The sequence below is a fragment of the Shewanella sp. CG12_big_fil_rev_8_21_14_0_65_47_15 genome (assembly GCF_002783505.1).
Taxonomy (GTDB): Bacteria; Pseudomonadota; Gammaproteobacteria; order Enterobacterales; family Shewanellaceae; genus Shewanella.
Genome location: NZ_PFGL01000012.1, coordinates 1 through 22732, shown reverse-complemented (window position 1 = coordinate 22732; position 22732 = coordinate 1). Strand labels below are relative to the sequence as shown.

The following is a 22732-nucleotide window of genomic DNA, read 5'->3' as shown; positions in this document are numbered from 1 at the left end:
GGGTAAAAAAAGCAATTCTGTTTATCAAGAAATTAACATGGATTAGCCCAAACACATGCATAGCCTAGGTTTCGTAGTAATTACCATTATTACAACCACCACTACAACAACAGTGGGGGCGGGCTGATACACCCTAAAGAATTCTAACGATAAGCCCGCTTCCCACAAAGAAGCGGGCTTTTTTGTTTATAGCTCTTATTTCTAAGTCGGGCGCGGTACACAGGAGAACAAGATGAAAGTAATGAAATTTGGTGGTACCTCGCTTGCAAATTGGCAGCGATTCTCTATGGCGGCGGATATTGTTGCCAAGGCATCTAAACTTGAGCCCATAGCTACAGTGCTATCGGCGCCTGCAACTGTGACCAATGCGTTATTAGAAATGGTCGACGTAGCAGTTAAAGGCGAAGATTATTCCCCTGTTATACAACATGTTGAACGGGTTTTTACCTCGCTTTACCAAGATGCGGTGACTTCTGGACTCTCTAGCACACAAAGTGAATACTTGTTTGCAGGTTTAGCGAGTCAGTTAGCGTTATGGCACGATAGGCTCCGTGGTATTGCCTTGTTGCAAGAATGCCCCGATGGTATCCGCGCCGAAATCGTGGTGGCAGGGGAGCGATTATCTGCGGCCTTGATGGAACAAGTCATGTTAGCAAAGGGCATTACATCTGGTTTGCTCGACCCCCGTGCATTATTTTTGGGGCGTGGGAAACCGTTGGAGTCCGTCGTTGATATCAGCGTGAGCAAACCAAGATTCAAAAATTTAGCACTCGATGAAAAACGCGTATGGGTGATGCCGGGTTTCACCGCCGCCGATGAACAGGGCAAAGTGGTGACGTTAGGCCGTAATGGTTCTGACTATTCTGCTGCCGTGCTCGCCGCCTGTTTAGATGCGTCGAGCTGTGAAATCTGGACCGATGTTGATGGTGTTTATAACACCGATCCTCGGGTGGTAGCTGACGCTAAGTTATTGTCACAACTCAGTTATCAAGAGGCAATGGAGCTGTCCTATTTTGGTGCTAAGGTATTGCACCCTAAGACGATTGCCCCTATTGCTCAGTTCCATATTCCCTGTTATATCAAAAACAGTTTTAACCCCGATGCCCCCGGCACTCTGGTATCCAATCAAGCCGATAAGAGCGGTTTGCAGGTTAAGGCTATTTCCAATCTCGATAATCAAACTATGTTTGATGTTTCTGGTCCAGGTATGAAGGGCATGGTTGGCATGGCGAGCCGTACTTTAGCGGCGATTTCCCGCAGTGGTGTGTCTGTGTCTCTCATCACCCAAAGTTCTTCTGAATACAGCATTAGCTTCTGTGTGGCCACATCTGATGCCGCCAAAGTGAAATGGGCCTTAGAGCAAGAATTTGAATTAGAAATAAAAAGTGATTTGCTTGAGCCTATCGCTATGCGTCATGAGCTGGCAATTGTGTCATTGATTGGTGATGGCATGCGTACCCACAAAGGGGTGGCGGCGCGTTTCTTTCAAGCCTTAGCACAGGCAAGCGTGAACATTATCGCCATAGCCCAAGGTTCGTCCGAGCGGTCGATCTCGACTGTGATCGAGCAGCGTAAGACTAAGCATGCGGTGGCGGCTTGTCATCAAGGCTTTTTCGATGTGCAGCAATATTTAGATGTGTTTCTCGTCGGTTGTGGCAATGTGGGTGCGGGTCTGCTCGAGCAAATCAAACAGCAGGCGCCAGTCTTGAAGGATCAACATATTAGCATCCGTGTTTGTGGGATTGTGAACTCGAATAAGATGTTACTCGACAGTGCGGGTATCGATTTAAGCAACTGGTCTAGCTTGCTTGCCGATAGTCAGCAAGCCTGTGATATTCCTGCGTTACTCGCGTGGGTAAAAGATCAACAGTTACTCAATCCTGTGCTGGTGGATTGTACCTCGAGCGAGCAAGTGTCGAACCTGTATTTGGAGGTGATGAACGCGGGGTTACACGTGGTCACACCGAATAAAAAGTCGAACACTCGCGATTATGCCTATTACCAAGCACTGCGCCAAACGGCATTAAAACAGCGCCGTCAATTTTTATACGAAACCACAGTCGGCGCGGGTTTACCTGTGATCGATAACCTGAAAAAACTGTTATTTGCGGGTGATAAACTGCATAAGTTTAACGGTATTTTATCGGGTTCTTTATCCTTTATCTTCGGCATGCTCGATGACGGCATGACACTTTCAGAAGCGACTGGTCTGGCGCGGGAAAAATGCTTTACTGAGCCCGATCCCCGTGATGATTTGAGCGGTATGGATGTGGCGCGTAAGGTGCTTATCCTTGCCCGTGAAGTGGGACTAAAGCTAGAACTCAGTGACGTGCAGGTTGAATCTGTATTACCCGCCGAGTTTGATGATTCAGGCGATGTCGAAAGCTTTATGGCGCGTTTGCCAGAGGTTGATGCCGCGATTGCCGCAAAAGTGGCGCAGGCCAAAGCCCAAGGTAAAGTGCTGCGTTATGTGGGGCAAATTGAGGATGGAGTCTGCCGTGTGCGTATCGCCGAAGTCGATGCAAATGATCCGCTTTACAGCGTTAAAGGTGGCGAAAATGCCTTGGCATTCTATAGCCGTTATTATCAGCCCATTCCCTTTGTGCTGCGCGGTTATGGCGCGGGAACGGAAGTGACCGCCGCTGGTGCCTTTGCCGATGTACTAAGAACCTTGAATTGGACCCGTGAGGTGAATGTATGAGTTTGACGGTTTACGCTCCAGCCTCTATGGGTAACGTGGGAGTCGGATTTGATTTATTGGGCGCCGCTTTGGCGCCGATAGACGGCAGTTTACTCGGCGATAGAGTGACTATCGCTGCGGCCGAATCGGGTGTGAGCCTAGCGCAAATCGGTGCTTGGGCCCATAAACTGCCTGACAATCCAAAAGACAATATTGTGTACCAATGTGCCGAGTTCTTCTTAACCGCCCTGAGTAAGGAGTATTTAGACGCGCTTGGTAAAGCAGATGAAGGCGTGGCACTGACACTGGAAAAGAACCTGCCCGTCGGCAGTGGTTTAGGTTCGAGTGCAAGCTCAGTCGTGGCGGCGTTGTATGCATTAAATGAATATTTTGACAGACCCTATAACGAGCAAGCACTGCTGGAACTGATGGGCGAGTTTGAAGGTAAGATCAGCGGCAGTGTGCACTATGACAACGTCGCCCCCTGTTACTTGGGCGGCATGCAACTGATGCTCAATGTGCCGGGGACAGTTTGCGAAGCGATACCGAGCTTTAAAGAATGGTATTGGGTTGTGGCCTATCCTGGGATTTCACTCTCGACGGCGATGATGCGTAAACTCATGCCCGATCAATACGATAAAAGTGTCACAATCGATTTTGGTCGATATTTAAGTGCCTTTGTACATGCCTCTTATCAGCAGAATGCCAAACTTGCGATCAGCGTATTAAAGGATGTGTTAGCCGAGCCTTACCGCGCCGCTGCGATCCCGGGTTACGACAAGGCCAGAGTTGCGTTAGCCGATTTAGGCATGTTGACGACGGGGATTTCTGGCAGTGGCCCAACGCTATTTTCGATTACCGATGATTTAGCCACGGCCAATGCGGCTAAAGCTTGGTTAGAACAGCATTATCTCACCGAGGCGGGTGGCTTTGCCCACGTGTGTCGCCTCGACGAGCAAGGCACGCGCAGGGTCGATTAAATCATCAATTTAACTAAGACCAAGTACCCCAAAGATTCAAATTTAAGCTTTAGCATCAAAAGGTTGAGTAATCATGGAACTGTATAATTTAAAACACCCTTCGCAGAAAGTGAGCTTTAAGGAAGCGGTACAACTGGGGTTAGGTAAAGACAGAGGTTTGTTCTTCCCCACCCAAATTCCGGTATTAGACGATATTGAAGGGCTACTGGCATTGCCATTTGTTGAGCGCAGTAAAAAGGTGCTCGGCGCATGGCTTGCCTCTGAATTAGGCCAAGCTGCGGTCGATGAACTGGTTGAGCGTGCCTTTAACTTCGAGTTACCTTTGGTTGCCGTCGATGAGCAGCGCGCTTGCCTCGAATTGTTCCACGGTCCAACACTGGCGTTTAAAGATTTTGGCGCGCGTTTTATGGCGCAGTGTGTCAATGCCTTTGTCGGCGACACACGCTTAACCATTTTGACTGCGACCTCGGGCGACACTGGCGCAGCGGTTGCCGATGCCTTTTATGGGCTTGAGAAAGTCAATGTGGTGGTGCTCTATCCTAAGGACAAAATTAGCGAATTACAGGAGAAGATGTTCACGACGTTAGGCAAAAATATTCACACAGTCGCCATAGAGTCTGACTTTGATGCCTGCCAAGATCTGGTTAAACGCGCCTTCGATGATCCAGAAGTCCGCGATGGGCTGAGCTTAAACTCGGCGAACTCTATCAACATCAGCCGCTTGCTCGCACAAATTTGTTATTACTTTGAAGCCGTTGCCCAGTCTAAACAGCGCCATAGTGCCGATCCTGTGATTTCAGTGCCAAGCGGTAACTTTGGTAACCTGACGGCAGGATTATTTGCCAAAGCCATGGGATTACCGGTTAAACGCTTTATCGCCGCCACCAATGCTAACGATACTGTGCCGCGTTACTTAGAAAACGGTCAATGGCAGCCCAATCCGACTCAAGCGACTATGTCTAATGCGATGGATGTGAGTGAGCCCAGTAACTGGCCGCGGGTAGAGGCCATTTGTGAGAAGTTAGGCTGGCCACTGAGTAATTTAGTGGGGATCTGTTTATCCGAGGAGCAAACCTCACAGGCATTAGCCGAGTTATATGCTCAAGGTTATGTGTCTGAGCCCCATGCGGCGATCGCGGCTAAGGCGTTATCTTTAACCTTAGTGCCCGACGAAGTGGGCATATTTCTAGGGACGGCGCATCCCGCTAAATTTAAGGACGTAGTGGATAGGGAGTTAAAGCTTGATTTACCCCTGCCTGCCGAGCTTGAGGCTGTGGCGACTAAGACAATTTTATCTGCAGAGTTACCCGCAGATTTTGCCAAATTGAAGGCGCATTTATTGACCGTGCTCGCCTAGTCTTAGGCTAAATAGCCGTTTCGAATTCTAGATCACTGTATCCTGCGATGTAGCATAATAAGGATCAGTTGTTTAGATACATGAATGGCGAGTTTGTATAGAAGGGGAGCTATGCTCCCTTTTTGCTTGTGCCTGCTGAATACCGACACACTTTGATGCTGTAAATGAGCGTTTATTGAGGAAGATATTTCGCTTATGGCGCCAATCCCATGTGCGGACTACCCTTATTAAAGGTTAGGGAAAACCCTCTGGATTTAGCGTCATTGGATTTGACGCTTTTGTTATTGAGAGTGTGCTATTACCTGCGGGGCTCAAATTGTGCCTATATCAAGGTTGAAACTGAGCTGTATTTTTATATGGTTTATCTACGTCTTACCCGCCCACAGTGCGTCGCCAGCAACGGCCGCTTTTGCCTGCCCTAATCCTATTAAAGTCGGCTATAACGATTGGGCTCCCTACGCATGGCAAGATCCCCAAGGTGAGGCGCAGGGACTCGATGTCGAATTGATGCGTTCATTTGCTCAATTTCTAGGCTGTGACGTGAGTTTTATCAACGTGCCCGCTAAACGTTCACATCAAATGTTAAAGGCTGGCACTCTCGATATGATGATGGGGGCCACTAAGACCCAAGACCGGCAAGAATATGCATTATTCTCCGAAGACTATCGAAATGAAGAAGTACGCCTCTTTGTATTGGATGAGAAAAAAGAACAAATTCACTTGGGCCAATGGCAGGATATCTTTACCCAAAAATTGCGTTTGCTCGTTCCGACAAGTGGTTGGTATGGCAATGATTACCATGATTCTCAGGGGCGACTCGAGCAAGCGCAATTATTAGTCTTGAGTCCCAGTCTCGATAAATCTGTACAAATGCTCTATCACGGTCGTGCAGACTTAATCATAGGTGACTCTATGGCAGTTCCCTATATTGCCAGCCAATACCAAGGCGTCAGGCTAGCACCTCTCAAATTAGTATTAGAGGAAAATCCAATCCATCTGATGCTCAGTAAGGTGAGTATGTCAGCTTTACAGCTCACACAGATAAATCATGCCATCCGTACTTTGAAAGATAATGGCGAAATCGCCAGAGTGTTACATAAATGGCAGCAGATCTCCCTCGCGCAACAAACCAATATGAGTCGTCAGCACCCTACTCAAGAGGCTTGGTATGCCTTAGCTTTGATTTATCCCCAATTGCGCGATAATCACTGAGTGATTTCTTGTGTATCCTTGATGGTAACGCTATGACACATTTGCTAAAACTTCTTCGTTTTGAAGTTACTGAACTCTCTATCAAATTCTGCTAGCTTGATGGGCTAAATTATCAAACCCTGAGTTTGATTAACGCACATTGCGCAAAAGTGCATTACAAAAGCTCATTACAAAAGTTTATTACACAGTCCACGCAAAGGTTCCGTTGCTAACAATAACAATAGGATAAAGGCCATTTATGAAACTTCGTCATTCCGTCGCCTGCTGTATGCTCGCACTCGGCACTTTAACTGCGGCCCACGCCATCGCTGCCACTGCCGTGAATAATCAAGGCTATTACCGCGCGCCAGCCCTGCAGGATCAAACCTTAGTCTTTACCGCTGAAGGCGATTTATGGACTCAGACCTTAGGCCAAAAAGCGGCGACTCGCTTAACGAGTTTACCCGCAGAGGAGCTAGGTGCGACCATTTCCGCCGATGGCAAGTGGGTTGCTTATGTTGCCAACTATGAAGGCGCGAGCGAAGTGTATATGATCCCCATTACGGGCGGTGTGGCTAAACGGGTGAGTTTCGAGAATAGCCGTGTGCGGGTTCAGGGTTGGACCGCCAAAGGCGAGATTTTATATTCTACCGACACTGGTTTTGGTCCTGCGAATAATTGGATGCTGCGCAGCGTCGATCCTCAAACCCTTACCACCACAGATTTACCCTTAGCCGATGCGGTCGAAGGTGTGATTGATGATCGCAACGAATACGTGTACTTCACCCGCTTTGGTCTACAAGTGACTGGCGATAACGCCAAAGTGTACCGTGGCGGCGCAAAGGGCGAATTATGGCGCTTTAAACTCGGTAGCAAAACCGAAGCCCAGTTGCTTAGCGGCCAGCACGACGGCTCTGTGCGTCAACCTATGCTATGGCAAGACAGACTCTATTTTATCAGCGACAGCGATGGTAACGACAACCTCTGGTCAATGGCGCTCGATGGTTCAGATGCAAAACAGTTGACCCAATTTAAAGATTGGCAAGTCCGCGGCGCGCGGATGGATCAAGGCAAAGTGGTCTTCCAGTTAGGCGCGGATATCCATGTGTTTGATATTGCGGCCGCGAAAGACGCATTACTCAATATCGAACTCACTTCCGATTTTGCCGAGCGCCGTGAGCACTGGGTGACAGATCCTATGGATTATGCTTCTTCGACTAATTTAGCTCCAGCGGGCGATAAAGTGGTGATCACCGCCCGCAGCCACGTGGCAATCGCGGGTGTCGATGGATCGCGTTTAGTACAAGTGGCGCTACCTGGGACCTATCGCGTTAGGGAAGCTGTGCTTAGTAAAGATGGCAAGTCGGTTTATGCGATTAGCGATATGACGGGCCAGCAGGAAATTTGGCAATTCCCCGCCGATGGCAGCAGTGGCGCTAAACAGTTGACCAAAGATGGTCATACTTTAAGAATGAGTCTGAATTTGTCCAATGACGGTCGATTTATCGCCCATGACGATAACGATGGTAACGTTTGGCTGCTCGACTTAAAGAAAAATATCAATCAAAAAATCATTACTAACGGTGAGGGACTTGGGCCTTACGCCGATATCCGCTGGTCCGGTGACAGCCGTTTTATTGCATTAACTAAGTCGGAAATCGGTAAACAAAGACCGCAAATCGTCCTGTATTCTGTGGATGAAAATAAGGCCGAGACGCTCACCAGCGACAAATACGAGTCCTATTCGCCAACCTTTAGCAGTGACGGCCAGTGGCTATATTTCCTGTCAAACCGTCAATTCAGCGCCACGCCGAGTTCACCCTGGGGCGATAGAAATATGGGCCCAGTGTTTGATAAACGCAGCCAAATTTTTGCCATCGCACTGGTCAAAAATGCCAAATTCCCCTTTAGTAAACCCAATGAACTCGAATCTAATCAAGTTGAAAAAACCGATGCTAAGGATAAACCGAGTCCAGTGAAAATCGATTGGGCGGGGATCTCCCAGCGTTTATGGCAAGTGCCCGTCGATTCAGGTAATTACAGTGAATTGCGCGCCGTCGATGATAGGCTTTATCTGTTAGATCAAGCTATTGGCGACGATGTGGCCCCTAATTTAATGACCATCAAATTTGACCGATTAAGCCCTAAAGCCGAGGTATTTGCCGAGGACATTGGCCAATATGAGGTTGCTGTCGATGGTAAAAAGCTGATGCTACGTAAGCACAGTAATGAGAAATCACTCCTGATTGTTGATGGCGGCGATAAATTAGGCGATACCGATAATGCCAAAGTGCAAACGGAACAATGGCAGTTAGCGATTTCTCCCCAGCTTGAATGGCAGCAAATGTTTGAAGATGCCTGGTTGATGCACAGGGAATCTTTCTTCGATAAGAAGATGCGCGGCCTCGATTGGCAAGCGACCAAAGCTAAGTATCAACCTTTGCTCGATCGCCTGACCGATCGTAACGAACTGAATGACATCTTCATGCAAATGATGGGCGAGTTAGATTCTTTGCACTCGCAGGTGCGCGGTGGTGATTTACCCCAAGATCCCGATGCAGCCAAAGCGGCGAGCCTAGGTGCGCGCCTACAACAGACTGCAGATGGCGTTAAAATTGCGCATATTTACAGTAACGATCCTGAGTTACCTGCTAATGCTTCACCGTTAAATCGTATCGAAGTCGATGCTAAAGAAGGCGATATGTTACTGGCTATCAATGGTACGCCAGTGGCGAACGTGGCCGACGTCACGCGCCTTTTACGCAATCAACAGGATAAGCAAGTCTTGCTGCAGCTTAAGCGTGGCAGCCAAACCCATAAAACCATCGTCATGCCCGTCAGTACCATGGTGGACAGTCAGTTACGTTACTTAGATTGGGTGAGCCATAATGCGGCTGTGGTCGAGGATGCGAGTCAGGGCAAGATGGGTTATTTGCATTTATATGCTATGGGCGGCGGTGACATCGAAAGTTTCGCCCGTGAATTCTATGCCAATTACGACAAAGACGGTTTGATTATCGACGTTCGCCGTAACCGCGGCGGCAATATTGACAGTTGGATTATCGAGAAGCTATTGCGCCGCGCTTGGGCGTTTTGGCAACCGACCCACGGCACGCCAAACACCAATATGCAGCAAACCTTCCGCGGCCATTTAGTGGTGTTAACCGATGAGCTGACCTATTCCGATGGTGAAACCTTCTCCGCGGGGATTAAAGCGCTGGGTATTGCACCGCTAATTGGTAAACAAACGGCAGGGGCGGGCGTGTGGTTATCTGGGCGTAATGCGTTGACCGATAAAGGGATGGCGCGGGTGGCGGAGTATCCACAGTATGCAATGGATGGTCGCTGGGTGCTGGAAGGACATGGCGTAACGCCGGATATCGAAGTCGATAACTTACCTTTCGCCACCTTTAACGGTAAAGATGCACAGCTTGAGACGGCAATAAGCTATTTGAAGGATGAATTGGTTAAGCAGCCCGTTCCAGCCTTAAAAGCGCAGCCTATGCCGGCAAAAGGAATGGCCCAGGACATTAAAGCTAAGTAGTAGATGTTTAAATTCAGTATTTAACTGAAATTTAAGCTATCTAGGTTAAGATGCTTAGGTACAAAGTTAGGGTGTTGTCTTGTAGTTCCCGAGACAACACCCATTTTTATGCCCATTCATCAACATCGTTACTCGCTTCTACATAGGTTTGCATAGTGTTTATTTGTTGTTGATATGCGAGGTGATTGACACTCGCGGTCCTAGCCTCTTCGTTATTGCTTAGATAATAGGCCGTCGGGGCTGAAATCCCTTCGCTATTCCCTATTGCGATGTTCGTCATATCGGATACGACCTGATACTTCATCCTAGCTTCTTGAAAGGCAAGATATTTTTCGATGTTGCCCCCAATCTGCGGCATATCCGGCACACTGGGTAGTGGAGTGGACTCTGTCTTCTCTTCGGCGTGAGCCTCAATTTGCGCAAGTTGCCTTGCTTCACTCGAGATAGTCACTGTTTCCGAGGACGCGGGCGGCAAATTCGTTTGGGTCGGATCCAGCCAAGGTGCAGAATTGTTGGCATTGATGTATTTGCTTGCATTTATGCTTGAGACATTAGCGTTAGATTGGATATGCATGGCTTACCTCTTTTAAATCGAGACTGATAAATCGAGTCACTCAATTGATGTGAGGTATCGTACGGTAAAAAGGCTAGACCTAAGCTGAATAGCGTGTAATTTAAGCAGGGTAAAAGACGTTGGGCAAGCAAGCTTAAGCTCAAACTTGCCCTAATAGCTTAAAACTTGATGTGAATATCTGTCGCTAAACTATTGGCAATAAAGCAATTAGCGTGTGCTTTTTCGTGAATTTTTTCGATCGTTTCTCGGTTGACTTCAACACCCTCGGCAAATACCACTTTAGGATTGAGCACCATTTTGGTGACGGCTAATTTGCCCGCATCATTTTTACCTAGCTCTGCCGTGGCATTGTCCACATAGGACATCACGGGTAAGCGCTTAAGATGTGCAATCGCGAGAAAGGTTAACATATGGCATGAGGATAATGCCGCCAGCAGGCTTTCCTCTGGGTTTACATTCTGCCCATTGCCTTTGTATTCCGGCGCGGATGAAGCCTGAATGGTTTGACCGCTACCAAAGGTAATGTTGTGATCTCGGCAAAACTCGCCTTCTTCTGCGGGGGAAGTTTGCCAGTTAACCGTTAAATTAAAGCCCATTATTTTCTCCTATCTGAAGGACATCAGGGCACTATAGCCTAGCGGTGTTCACTTATCCATGACCTGCACTAAGTGAACTCGAAGTTATAACCCAGCGCTCAGTAACAGACTGCTAGTGAGTACGCTGCCTGTGACTATGCCAATCGGTAAATGGCGCGGGCTGTAGCTTAACGTCAGTATGACCAGCATTGCCGCGAGGGAAATGATCCCCATAAACAAAATGCTCCCGTAGGCCCAGCCTTGATCGCTAGCGCAGGCACTTAAACTGAACATCAGCAATAGCCATGCAAATAAGCTTAATAGGCGGCTCTGCCACTGAGCCGGGGGACGATTAAACACATCCTTAAAATGGCCAAACTTAGCTAAGGCGAACAGGGCGAGGGAGAGATAACTCAAGCCTAAGATCCCAAGTATGGGGATAAATTCTGGCATCATGATTTGGCTTCCTCCAATGAAGACGGCGAGGTAAGTTCGTTGGCTAAGGATGTTTGTGGCTCGCCGCGGCGCGCCTTATCGGCCTTGGCATTCGTTGCATTGGATGCGGGTCTTGCTGGGCGTTTAGCGGGGGCTTTTGCAATCAAAGTTAATCTTTGACTGGCAAATAGCATAGCGCCGCCGAGCAGGATGGCGAGCAGATCAAACCCGACTAAAGCCCATTGCTGGGATTGGATATTATCGATGAGATTGCTTGGCGATGTGAAGGCATTGAGCACGGGCAGTGCGCAGCACAAGGTTCCTGTGAGTATTAATGCCCTTTGCCACTGACGACGTGAACGGCCAAAGCAAGCCCACACCCCCATTGCCACCAAGGCGATAAAGAAACTGTGAACTTCCCATTCAGAGCGGCCTGCAAAGTTTGTCGATAGCAGACGGTTTGCGTAAAAGAAGCTTACAGCGCCTAAAGGTAAGCCTAAGATAAACATGAAGTTTAACCCTTCAACCAAACGCAGTCCTAAGCTCGGTTTCTCGCCTTTATCAATTTCTTTTTGCTGTTTCTGCCGTAGACGAATGGCCCACATCAAAGTGCCTGTTGCGACCATAGCGCAGCCCAATAAGCCGCAGAAAAAGAATAATATTCGTAATAGTGGGGCGGCAAAACGCGCCGTGTGTAGCGACATCATAGTGTCGTAGGTGGCGGACACTCCCGAGGCTTCCTGCGGGCTGGCATACTTAAGCTCACCATTAACGCCATTAAATATCAAGATGTTGGCCTCATCGGTCACATCTTTACCTGTGTTTTGGTAGAAGGTCACTTGGCTATTTTGATCCTTAGGGTATGACACTATCACTTGCTTAATTGGCGCATCGCCCCAGGCGGCTTGCACCTGCGGCAGTAATTGACTCAGTTGCACCTGTGGCGCACTAATCCCCGCGGCCTTCTCGGTTTGTCTAGCGGGATTCAGCTCTTTTAAGAAGGCTTGGTTGTCACCGGAATAGGCGGTATCCACAGTCCATGGGATATAGATCAGCATCAGGGTGATAAGGCCAGTATAAGTGATCATCAAATGGTAGGGCAGGGCGATAACTGAGCTTACATTGTGCGCATCTAACCAAGAGCGGACGCCCTTGTCCCGTCTAAAACTGAACAAATCTTTGAAGATCCGCTTGTGGATCACTATGCCGCTGATAAGGGCAATTAGCATAAACATAGTGCAAACACCGACGATATAGCGGGCCGTGATGGCTGGCATATAATGCAAATCAAAGTGCAACCGATAGAAGAAATCGCCGCCGCGACTGCCCCGCACCTCTGAGACCATGCCGCTGCCGTCGGCGAGGGTCACGTGCTCTTCAGTCTTGCCGCGGCGTTGACCTTTTTCCGGCGGCAGCTGCCAGCTAAAACTTAAAAAGGGTTTACGCTCGGATGGGAAGTTGATCATCCAGCGCTGCGCCGTTTCGGGCGAATGCGCAGCGATATAATCTTGGCCTTTATCCAGCTGGTTTGCGAGTGTATCGGCTTGATAGTCTTGATAAACCCCTTGATGTAATTCGGGCTCATTCCAGAGGCTGATCTCATGGCGGAAATAGCTCAAACTACCCGCAAAGAAAATGAGCAGTAGTACCCAGCAAACCAGCAGACCTGCCCAGGTATGTAACCAAGATAAGGTTCTAAAAAATGTCTCTTTCATCCTATTGTCCACACACCTGAATCAACCCAAAACATAACAAACTCACTAGGCCTAAATCTCGCCAAGCATGCCAGGTTTGACGTACACAAAAGGCGTAAATAATGGCGATGGCATAGAACAAAAAGGACAACATATTGGCCGTTAAAGTGCTCTCGAATCGTGGCATGGGCAGTACTAATGTCAGTAGGCTGGCCAGAGTTGCGGCAGCAATATAGCCCGCCAGCAGTGCTGCGCTCGCACGGGCAAAGACCTTGAAAGCAAATAGCGATTGCTCTTGCGTAAACCATTGCACAATCTGCACAATCCCCCGTGAAATCAATGAGAACGAGCGCATTTGAGCTGCAGGTGATTGCGTTGATGTTTCAAACGCGGGTGTATTAGACATAAGTACCACTTCTCATTCCGAGCCAATAGGGGTCTGCTATGGCTATTCGCTACGGTTCATTCTGCAAAGTGTGCTTGGGCTTTCTAGCTTAACCACAGAAGACTCGGCTTAACGGCGAATGTATTCCTATAACAGGGAATAGCTAATCGCGAGAAGTATAACTCAGTCAGATAAAATGATAAACGATATCATTTAGATTCAAATATAAAAATGTGATCTTGGGCTAACGGAGGTGCGGATTGTTACTAAGTTGTGCTTTTGTGTGTTTCTAGCATTGGATATAAAGCTTTTAAATCAAAGGTTAAAAACAGAAGGTTAATATATTGTGAATGGAAAGTTATGAATACGTATGCATCCCATTGAGGCGAAAAACGCTACACCGTTAGTATGACACTTTGATTGCCCTATGTTTCTTGGATTGATGTGGTGAATAGAACATGGGTTTAAAACAAGTCGTTATGACATAGGGGAATGCCAAATGCGTCATTGTAAACTCAGCGTCTTGACCATGGCTCTCGCGGCGGCAGGCTTTAGTGTGGTGTATACACCGCAGTTAGCCTTTGCTGCAGAGGCCACGCCAACTCAACAGGAGGCTAAACAAGCTCAAGACGACAATATAGAAAACGATACCAACCCGAATACTAAGAGCGTCGAAACCAACAAAAAAGCCAGCGATGAAGCGGCAAATATCGAACGTATTGAGGTTAAAGGTTACAGCAAAAGTCTGATTGATTCCCTCGATGCTAAGCGCTACGGCGACACGGTTTCAGAGCAATTATCGGCCGATGATCTGGGCGCCTTACCCGATGTATCAATGGCGGATGCGCTGACCCGCTTACCCGGTATTTCAGCGGTTCGTACCGGCGGACAAGCGGCGGAAATTAACATTCGCGGTATGTCCGGCGGTTTTGTTTTTTCAACCTTAAATGGCCGTGAACAGGTATCGACGAGTGGGACTCGTAGTATCGAGTTCGATCAATACCCCTCTGAGTTGATTTCATCCGCCGCTGTGTATAAATCCCCTAAAGCCTCACTCATTGAAGGCGGCGTTGCCGGCACAGTTGAACTGCAAACAGTCAGCCCACTGCAATCCGATAAAGACCATAGTTTTCTGGTTAATGCCCGCGGTATGTATAACGACAGAGCCAGTGAAGTGTACGGTGCTGACGAATATGGCCACAGATTGAGTATTTCTTATCAGGGTAAGTTTTTCGACGATACCTTAGGCGTGGCATTAGGTTATGCCCGTCTAAAACAACCCAGTGTCGCGACCCAATTTATCGGCTTGGCCTATAACGACAGCAAAGAAGTCGATGGACAGACTAATGATACCAACGGTTCGATTGATTTCCCGGCGAATGAGTACATCAGCGAGGGTTTTGAGCTACAGCACCTCGGTGGTGTTGAAATGCGTAACGGTTATATGGGCGCGATTGAGTGGGCACCTAGGGATAATTTTAAGCTCAAGGCCGATGCATTTTTATCACGTTTCGATAGCGAATCCTTTGCCCGAGGATTCAGGGTTAAGTTTGGTGGCTCAGGCGCTGCGATTGCCAATCCTGTACTCGATGGCAATTCTGTTATTGGCGGAACCTTTAATCGTACCTCAAAGAGCTATACCCGAGTTGAGACTGTCAACGACGATAACCAAGATTTTGATGAAGTGAATAGCTTTGGTTTAAATGCTGACTGGCAAGTGACAGACAGACTGAATGTCGCCGCCGATATTTCCTATTCCTCTGCCAAAAGTAACTTTAGGAATGGCCTGCTATGGGCGAACGTTGCCGTTGATGCTAATGCCGACACCCCAGTTTTCGATGAGAATGTCTCGATTAGTTATCAACTTAACGGGCTTAATCTGCCCGATGTGGGCTTTAATCAAGCAGATGCCTTCACCGATCTGGATCGGGTGATGGTGAGTAAGTACGGCATCTATCCCTATGAGAATGAAGATGCGGTAAAGGCTTATCGCCTTGATTTTAAATACGACCTTGAGAATGATTACATTAGCTCAGTAGAGTTTGGCGTGCGTTACTCGGATCGCAATTACTCCAATCGCCGCTCGGTATTTGAATATGGCAATGATGGCGCTTTCTCTAGCGCCGAGCCGCCACTCAAGCTGACGTCTGATATGGCTTCGGTCGTCGATTGGCAGGGGGAGTTCAGTTATTTCCCATCCTATCTCGCCATTGACCTCGACGCGGCGCTAGCGGCTTGGTTCCCTGAAGGTATCCCACAGCCAGTACAAACTTGGGGTAATGCCGATGGTGTACTCGATGCTAAGGGCTATACCACTAACTATTCTTGGACCGTATTGCAAAGTGGTGAGGTGTTCGAAAAGGTGTTTGCGGCTTATGCCATGGTCAATTTTGATACTGAGATCGGCGGTATTCCTGTCACGGGGAATCTCGGTTTACGCCGTGTTGATACCGACCAATCTGCAACTGTCTTAGAGAATGTCGGCGCACATCCCGAACTTGGTGCTCAGTATATTGTCGATGATTTAGGCATAGTGAATAACTACTATGCACCTAAAATCAAAGGGATAGATTATGTTGATTATCTACCTTCCCTTAACCTCAGTTTTAAGATCACTGAAGATTCTCAAATCCGTTTAGCGGCCGCTAAAGTGATGTCGCGTCCGCCCATTAATCGCTTGGCGGGGGATGCGAGCGCAACGGCTAATAGCGATGGCGTCATCAATGGCTCTAGTACTAATAACCCCTATTTAAAGCCTTTCTATGCGGATCAATATGATATTTCCTATGAGAAATACTTTGATGAAGGCGCCTTTGTCGCGGCGCTATTCTACAAAAATATCGACTCCTTTATTGATACTGTGGCTATCACCAATTTCGATTTTAAGGGGAATGGCTTCAACGTGCCGGATTACATTGTCGATCCTGTTACTGGGGTGCAAACCGCAACAAGTAATGGCACTTACACTACTGCAATGAACAATGCCGAGGGCGGATACATTCGCGGTTTAGAGCTGGCTTACACCCAAGTGTTTGCCTCCTTGCCCGATTTGTTTTCCGGTTTAGGTTTTAACGCCAGTTATTCCTATACCGAGAGTGAGGTGCAGTCCATCACTAGCCTAGGCGGTGACAGTGTGACTCAATCTTTACCGGGTTTATCGAATAATGTGCTCAGTGCCACCTTGTTTTACGGCTATGAGGGCTTTGAAACCCGTATCAGTGCCCGTTACCGTGATGCCTTTGTTTCTGAACAGGTTGCGATTAACGATCAAGTGGTGAACTTCGATTCTGAAACCGTGATGGATTATCAAGCCTCCTACCAAGTAATGGACGGTTTAAACGTGCTGTTTCAAGTGAATAACCTTACAGATGAACCGACTAAGAGTTACTTCGGCACCGAGCAGAAAACCGGCACCTTGCAATACTTTGGCCGCGAATTTTTCCTGGGGTTCACCTATGCCCTGTAATCCATTGCATCAGTTGGTGTGCTTAAACGCACAGAGCCTAAATCCATTAAATGTTGCGCCATTTAGTATCACGGCGCCTTATTCGCAAATTGGGAGAAACCACTCATGTTGAGTATCTCTAATCTGATTAAACTGTCGGCCTTAGCCCTGAGTATGAGCTTACTCTCGGCCTGTGGCGGCAGCGATTCATCCGAACCGGGTAAAGTGTTATTAACCTGCGATGTGCCTATGGTGCCAGATGCGACGGGCACAAGCTGCGTTGCCCCTACGCCTATCAGTTGTAAGGCGCCCAAATTCCCTGATCCTAAAAACGAGAGTTGTATAAACGGCTTAGATCCCTCATTACCCGCGCCCAGCGTATTTCCGCAGGCCAATCAGGCTGTGTTGTATTACAACCGCATTAAAGATAAAAACAATACTGCGAGTAACCCTGAATATCCTAAGTACAAATTACATACTTGGAACGATGAAAAGTGTGATGCCTATGCCGCTCCCTTTGATACCAGCGATTGGGCCAACGGCCATCCCTTCGATGGTATTGATCCTAATTATGGCGCCTATTGGATCCTTAATCTGAAGGAAGGTTATGGTGCCTGCGGCAACTTTATTGTGCATGCCGGTACGGATGATGCGGGTAAGGCCTTAGGTAAAAACAACTTAACTATGTCCCTGGTGCAGGACGATGCGACCTATGTACGCGTGAATTTCACCATCCACGGCGAGTCGGATGTGTATGAGTATCCGATCCTTGAGACAGGTTTCTCTATTTCAGGTATGAGTGCCCACTGGTTAGATCGCAATACCTTTGTGTGGAACCAAGATCCGCAGGGGGTAACAAGTGTGAAATTGCATTATTCAGCTAAGGCCGATATCGCCGCCGATGATAATAATGTGATCAGTGGCACCCAAGTGACCTTAACGCCAGCGACCTTAAGTGATGCACAAAAAGCGTTATCGCCAGTGCTGGCAGATTGGCCTGCTTATACTGCTAATTTTACTGCGGATGAAGCCAAAGCCATTGCAAAAGATCAATTAGTATTAGTCGCTTACGATGCCGATAACAAACCCGTTGGCGCAACTTATGTGCAAGCGGCCAAGGTGCTTGATGATCTTTACACCCAGGGCGACCAAGATGCTGATGAAGCTGCGCTCGGTGTGGTTTACGATGGGGCGAACATTATTGCTTCAGTGTGGGCACCAACTGCCCAAGATGTAAAACTGAAAGTCTACGATGCCAATAAAACACTGAAAAGCACTGAGAACATGACCTTAGATAGCCTCACTGGTATTTGGTCCTATCGCGGTGATGCTAGCCTTAATCGCCTCTATTATCGTTATGCGCTCAGTGTGTACCATCCAACGACCAAAAAACTGGAGTCGCTAGAAAGCACAGATCCTTATTCTTTAAATGTGTCGAGTAACGGCCGTTTTAGCCAGTTTATTAATTTGGACGATGTGGATCTTAAACCAGACGGCTGGGATAACCAAACCGTTGCCGCTATTGCTCACCCAGAAGATGCGGTGATCTACGAGGGGCATATCCGTGACTTTAGTATTCGAGATCAGAGCACCAGTGCCGCCCACCGTGGTAAATATTTGGCCTTTACCGAGCAAGGCTCTGCGCCAGTCGAGCACCTTAAAAAGCTGGTTGATAATGGCTTAACGCACTTCCATGTGTTGCCCGCCACCGATATGGCGACGGTCAATGAAAATGCCAGTGAACGCATCGAAATGACCGACACACTGGCCAAGTTATGCAGCAAAATCAATGATGCGGCCGATGCCTGTAAAACCCAAAACAAGTCAGCAACGATAGAGAGTATTCTGGCGAATAGCTTACTCGGCTCAAGCGATGCGCAGGCATTAGTGGATGCTATGCGTGGTTTAGATGGCTTTAACTGGGGTTACGATCCGCAGCACTTTTTTGCCCCTGAAGGCAGTTATGCCACAGTGGCTGAGGGTACGGCGCGAGTGCTTGAACTGCGCGAAATGAACCAAGCCTTACATAATATGGGGCTGAGAGTCGTATTGGATGTGGTGTACAACCACACTAGCGCTTCTGGCGTGAATGCTAACGCTGTGCTCGATAAGGTCGTTCCTGGTTATTACCACAGATACGACCCCGTATCTGGGGCGATGGAACAGTCAAGCTGTTGTGAAAATACCGCCACAGAACATCGAATGATGGGCAAACTCGTCACGGATTCATTAGTCTTGCTTGCCAAAGAATATGGCTATGACGGCTTCCGTTTCGATGTGATGGGGCACATGCCTAAGCAAGGTATTCTCGATGCGAGAACCGCTGTTCAGGCCGTCGATCCAGACACTTACTTCTACGGTGAAGGATGGAACTTTGGTGAAGTTGCCGATAATCGTCTATTCGAACAGGCAACCCAAGCCAATATGGCAGGCTCCGAAGTGGGCACCTTTAATGACAGAATTCGTGAGGCGGTGCGTGGCGGCGCATTGTTTGCGACTGAGGCAAAGGATGACTACCTACGGGATCAAGATACCCTACGTTTATCATTGGCGGGTAACTTACAAAACTATGTACTCAAAGACTTTAATGGCAATTCGGCTAAGGGCAGTAGCTTTAGCTGGAACTCACAACCGAGTGCCTATGCCCTCGATCCTGCCGACAGTATTAACTATGTGTCTAAGCACGATAACGAAACCCTGTGGGATATCCTGCAGTATAAACATGCCATTGGTTTGAGTATTGAAAGTCGTGTTCGAGTTCAAAATATGGCTGCCAGTATTCCACTCTTGAGCCAAGGGGTGCCGTTCCTGCAAATGGGCGGCGATTTGCTGCGCTCAAAATCGATGGACAGAAACAGCTATGACTCGGGTGACTGGTTTAACTATGTCGACTTTACCTACAACAGCAATAACTGGAATGTAGGTTTACCACTCGCGCAGGATAACAGCAGCAAATGGACACAGATTGCGGGTATTTCTGCTAACCCAAATGCGGCGGCGTCCATGTCGGATATCGAATTGGCTTCGGGGGTATTTAACGAGTTTTTACGTATACGCCATCAGAGCCCATTATTCCGCCTGACCGATGAGCAGACCATTATTGAGCGGGTGGGATTCCATAACGTCGGTAAACGTCAGCAACAGGGCGTCATCGTCATGAGCCTTGACGACAGTGTGGGTCTTAGCGATCTCGACCCCGCAGTCGACGCCATCGTGGTGATGATCAACGGCAGCGCAACGGAGCAGTCTCACACAGTGCCGACTGCAGCAGGCTTTAGCTTACACGAAGTACAAGCAAACTCCGTTGATGCCAAAATCCGCGGCGCAAGCTTTAGTGAAGGTGTGGATGAAGGCACATTTACGGTTCCGGCCTACAGCACGGCTGTATTTGTGAAAAAACAAAACGGTGCTCAGGGGGCGGGTCTCTCGGCAAATGCCACTGTTGGTGCGCCTGATGTTGTGCCCTATGGCAGTACCGATGTATTTGTCCGTGGCGGCATGAATGGCTGGGGTGAAGTCGATAAATTCGCCTACGTCGGCGCTGGCGAATACCGTATTGCCATCAAACTGAATGCAGGTGACTATGATTTCAAAATTGCCTCGGCAGATTGGAATACCGTTGACTTCGGTGCTATTAATGCAGATGTCGCGCAAGTTGATGAAGGCGTGGCCGAAGCGCTAGCAGCGAAGGGCGGGAATCTGCATTTTTCCGCGGGGATAACGGCAACCTATGTGTTCTCCCTCGATGCATCGGATAAGGACCATCCAGTATTAAGCGTTTATAACGAAGAGCCATTTGTAGGCACGCCTGTGTATCTGCGCGGTGATATGAATGGTTGGGGGACGGATAACGAAGTCAAGTATATGGGCGGTGGGATTTACCGCGTTGATCTCGCCATCACGGCGGGTACTAAGGGTTTTAAAATCGCGTCAAGTGATTGGTCTACTGTAGATTATGGTACTGGTGAGGCCGATGGTGTCGTTGTGCTCAATCAAGAGAAATTGCTGGCGGTCAAAGGCGGCAATCTGAGCATCACCTTCGACAGCGATGATACCTACAGCTTTGTATTTGATGCTTCAAATCGTAATGAACCTAAACTCAGCGTGTATAAAACGGCGATGTTTGGTGCGAACACGGTTTATATTCGTGGTGGCATGAATGGCTGGGGCACAGTGGACACGTTAGCCTACCAAGGCGCCTCGGTTTACAGTGTCGATATCGTGTTAGCAGCAGGGGATAACGAGTTTAAAATTGCCTCATCAGATTGGTCTAGTGTCGATTTTGGTGCTGTGGTGGGCGATGAAGCTGTGACGCTTGATGGGTTAAAAGTCTTGGCTTCTAAGGGCGCCAATATGCATTTTAATGCGCCAGCGGCGGCCACTTACCGCTTTACTGTGACGGGGCCCGATCCTAAATCGCCAAGCTTAACGGTCACTCAGGTTAACTAAACTATCGCAGCGAGCCACGGTTCACTCACAGTGGATACGATGTGAATGTAACACCACCTTAAGTGCAAGCTTAAGGTGGTTTTTTATAGAGCTTAGCTGGAGGGGACAGAGATTCACTCTATGTAGGTGAAGCGTTTAAAACAGCGTACGAAACAAATTATGGGTTTTTGAGTTGCTAGATTTACCGTAATTGTTTGTTTTTATTTATTAGAGTGTGTTCAGCGGTTACTACTTGTTTAGCTTTTGGTTAATTTTTCTACTGTCATTGTGAGCTTAATCAAGGTAGACAGCTTGTCCTTTTGGCAAAATGCCATTCATCTTTTTACCGAGAGTCTGCCCTATAACCTATGCAAACACATTCTACAAAGGGTGAAAAACACCTGTCTGATAACGCCATTCTCCTGTCAACTACCGACCTTAAGGGCAACATTAAATATGTAAACCAGACCTTTTCGCAGATCAGTGAGTTTAGTGTTAACGAGTTGCAGGGCAGTCCGCACAACATAGTGCGCCATGCCGATATGCCCGCCGCCTTTAAAATCCTGTGGGAAAGAATAAAGGGCGGTAAGCCTTGGATGGGGATAGTCAAAAATAAAACTAAGCATGGTGGTTACTATTGGGTGAATGCCTATGTTGCACCTGTGTATGAGAATGGGGTCATTCACGAGTTTCAATCCGTTCGCCGCCAAGCGACACCCGAGCAGATCAAAGCCGCCGAGACTATTTACAGCGATATTAATCAGGGTAAACAACCTAAGGCCTTGCGCAAAGATAGGCTAGGTTTTAGCGGTAAGATATTGCTGACTATGCTGGTTTCGATTATCTCCACAGCTGTGATCGCCAGTTATTCCCCCCTAGTGGCGGCTATAGCAGGTATGAGTCTTGCGTGCCTCACTTGGTACTACCTGATGCAGCCCTTGCAAAGGCTGGTGTCGATAGCAACTAATATCATTGACGATCCCGTCGCCATGGGAGTGTATACCGGCCGGCAGGATGAAATAGGCAAGTTGGATCTGGCCCTGCGATTTTTAATCACTGAAATAGGCGGTGTGGTCGGGCGCATGGCCGATTCTGCCAGCGAGATCCAAGAGCAGAGCGTTAACCTTAAACAAACCATTACCAATACTTGGGAACATGCGGATAGCCAGAGTGAGCAAACGACGCAGGCGGCAACGGCGATGGAGCAAATGAGCGCCAGTTTTGCCGAAGTGACGGGCAACATTCATCGCACGGCCTCTGAGATGGTGTCTAGTCATCAGGCGGCGCAGCGGGGACATTCACGCTTAGAAACCGTGATCGACGCAATCCATCAGTTGAGTGTGCAGGTCAGCCATTTCTCCGATGTGGTGCAGACCATTGAGCAGGATAGCCATGCGATTCACCAAGTGCTAGAAGTGATACGCGCCATTGCCGATCAAACCAA

General features: G+C 48.2%; 13 protein-coding genes. 8 read left to right on the top strand and 5 right to left on the bottom strand.

The annotated features are described in order from the left end of the window. The first annotated feature begins 232 nt into the window (after nucleotides 1–232). From thrA to COW15_RS03075, 5 genes are all read left to right on the top strand, one after another. Nucleotides 233–2701: a bifunctional aspartate kinase/homoserine dehydrogenase I gene (gene thrA, locus COW15_RS03095; protein ID WP_293629895.1), complete on the top strand. Its 2469-nt coding sequence runs from the start codon at nucleotides 233–235 to the stop codon at nucleotides 2699–2701. Continuing rightward, nucleotides 2698–3660 carry a homoserine kinase gene (gene thrB / locus COW15_RS03090; protein WP_293629893.1) on the top strand — a complete coding sequence of 321 codons (963 nt, stop codon included), beginning with the start codon at nucleotides 2698–2700 and terminating at the stop codon, nucleotides 3658–3660. The genes thrA and thrB overlap by 4 nt, the downstream gene beginning before the upstream one ends. Nucleotides 3661–3733: 73 nt before the next feature. After that, nucleotides 3734–5017 (top strand): threonine synthase, encoded by a 1284-nt coding sequence (gene thrC / locus COW15_RS03085; RefSeq protein WP_293629891.1) that lies wholly within the window; start codon nucleotides 3734–3736, stop codon nucleotides 5015–5017. 318 nt (nucleotides 5018–5335) lie between these two features. Continuing rightward, complete coding sequence (locus COW15_RS03080; protein WP_293629889.1) at nucleotides 5336–6229, top strand: transporter substrate-binding domain-containing protein; 894 nt, start codon at nucleotides 5336–5338, stop codon at nucleotides 6227–6229. 238 nt (nucleotides 6230–6467) lie between these two features. After that, the gene (locus COW15_RS03075) at nucleotides 6468–9752 is read left to right on the top strand and encodes a S41 family peptidase (RefSeq protein ID WP_293629887.1); all 3285 of its coding nucleotides are present in this window, start codon (nucleotides 6468–6470) and stop codon (nucleotides 9750–9752) included. Between the two features lie 106 nt (nucleotides 9753–9858). Here COW15_RS03075 and COW15_RS03070 read toward each other — a convergent pair whose 3' ends face one another. The 5 genes from COW15_RS03070 to COW15_RS03050 all read right to left on the bottom strand — a co-directional run bounded on the left by COW15_RS03070 (nucleotide 9859) and on the right by COW15_RS03050 (nucleotide 13436). Next, nucleotides 9859–10326, bottom strand: a complete 468-nt coding sequence (locus tag COW15_RS03070; protein WP_293629885.1) for a hypothetical protein — start codon at nucleotides 10324–10326, stop codon at nucleotides 9859–9861. A 158-nt stretch (nucleotides 10327–10484) separates the two neighbouring features. Beyond that, a complete protein-coding gene (locus tag COW15_RS03065; RefSeq protein WP_293629883.1) occupies nucleotides 10485–10922 on the bottom strand; it encodes an OsmC family protein in 438 nt (145 codons plus the stop codon). Between the two features lie 84 nt (nucleotides 10923–11006). Continuing rightward, complete coding sequence (locus tag COW15_RS03060) at nucleotides 11007–11357, bottom strand: DUF3325 domain-containing protein (RefSeq protein ID WP_293629881.1); 351 nt, start codon at nucleotides 11355–11357, stop codon at nucleotides 11007–11009. After that, complete coding sequence (locus COW15_RS03055; RefSeq protein WP_293629879.1) at nucleotides 11354–13051, bottom strand: PepSY-associated TM helix domain-containing protein; 1698 nt, start codon at nucleotides 13049–13051, stop codon at nucleotides 11354–11356. The genes COW15_RS03060 and COW15_RS03055 overlap by 4 nt, the downstream gene beginning before the upstream one ends. A gap of 1 nt (nucleotide 13052) precedes the next feature. Then, on the bottom strand, nucleotides 13053–13436 hold the full coding sequence (locus COW15_RS03050; RefSeq protein ID WP_293629877.1) for a DUF3649 domain-containing protein: 384 nt from the start codon (nucleotides 13434–13436) through the stop codon (nucleotides 13053–13055). Between the two features lie 478 nt (nucleotides 13437–13914). On the opposite strand from COW15_RS03050, the gene COW15_RS03045 reads away from it, so the two are divergent. The 3 genes from COW15_RS03045 to COW15_RS03035 form a co-directional block, all read left to right on the top strand. Beyond that, nucleotides 13915–16881: a TonB-dependent receptor gene (locus COW15_RS03045; protein ID WP_293629875.1), complete on the top strand. Its 2967-nt coding sequence runs from the start codon at nucleotides 13915–13917 to the stop codon at nucleotides 16879–16881. Nucleotides 16882–16986: 105 nt separating this feature from the next. After that, nucleotides 16987–21309, top strand: coding sequence for an alpha-1,6-glucosidase domain-containing protein (locus COW15_RS03040; RefSeq protein WP_293629874.1), 4323 nt, complete (start codon nucleotides 16987–16989; stop codon nucleotides 21307–21309). Between the two features lie 347 nt (nucleotides 21310–21656). Beyond that, nucleotides 21657–22732: PAS domain-containing methyl-accepting chemotaxis protein (locus COW15_RS03035; protein ID WP_293629872.1), on the top strand; the 1076-nt coding region annotated here is incomplete at its 3' end.

Coding starts and splice junctions, on each gene's coding strand:
- thrA (WP_293629895.1), top strand. CDS start 233: ATGAAAGTAATGAAATTTGGTGGTACCTCGCTTGCAAATTGGCAGCGA.
- thrB (WP_293629893.1), top strand. CDS start 2,698: ATGAGTTTGACGGTTTACGCTCCAGCCTCTATGGGTAACGTGGGAGTC.
- thrC (WP_293629891.1), top strand. CDS start 3,734: ATGGAACTGTATAATTTAAAACACCCTTCGCAGAAAGTGAGCTTTAAG.
- COW15_RS03075 (WP_293629887.1), top strand. CDS start 6,468: ATGAAACTTCGTCATTCCGTCGCCTGCTGTATGCTCGCACTCGGCACT.
- COW15_RS03070 (WP_293629885.1), bottom strand. CDS start 10,326: ATGCATATCCAATCTAACGCTAATGTCTCAAGCATAAATGCAAGCAAA.
- COW15_RS03065 (WP_293629883.1), bottom strand. CDS start 10,922: ATGGGCTTTAATTTAACGGTTAACTGGCAAACTTCCCCCGCAGAAGAA.
- COW15_RS03060 (WP_293629881.1), bottom strand. CDS start 11,357: ATGATGCCAGAATTTATCCCCATACTTGGGATCTTAGGCTTGAGTTAT.
- COW15_RS03055 (WP_293629879.1), bottom strand. CDS start 13,051: ATGAAAGAGACATTTTTTAGAACCTTATCTTGGTTACATACCTGGGCA.
- COW15_RS03050 (WP_293629877.1), bottom strand. CDS start 13,436: ATGTCTAATACACCCGCGTTTGAAACATCAACGCAATCACCTGCAGCT.
- COW15_RS03045 (WP_293629875.1), top strand. CDS start 13,915: ATGCGTCATTGTAAACTCAGCGTCTTGACCATGGCTCTCGCGGCGGCA.
- COW15_RS03040 (WP_293629874.1), top strand. CDS start 16,987: ATGTTGAGTATCTCTAATCTGATTAAACTGTCGGCCTTAGCCCTGAGT.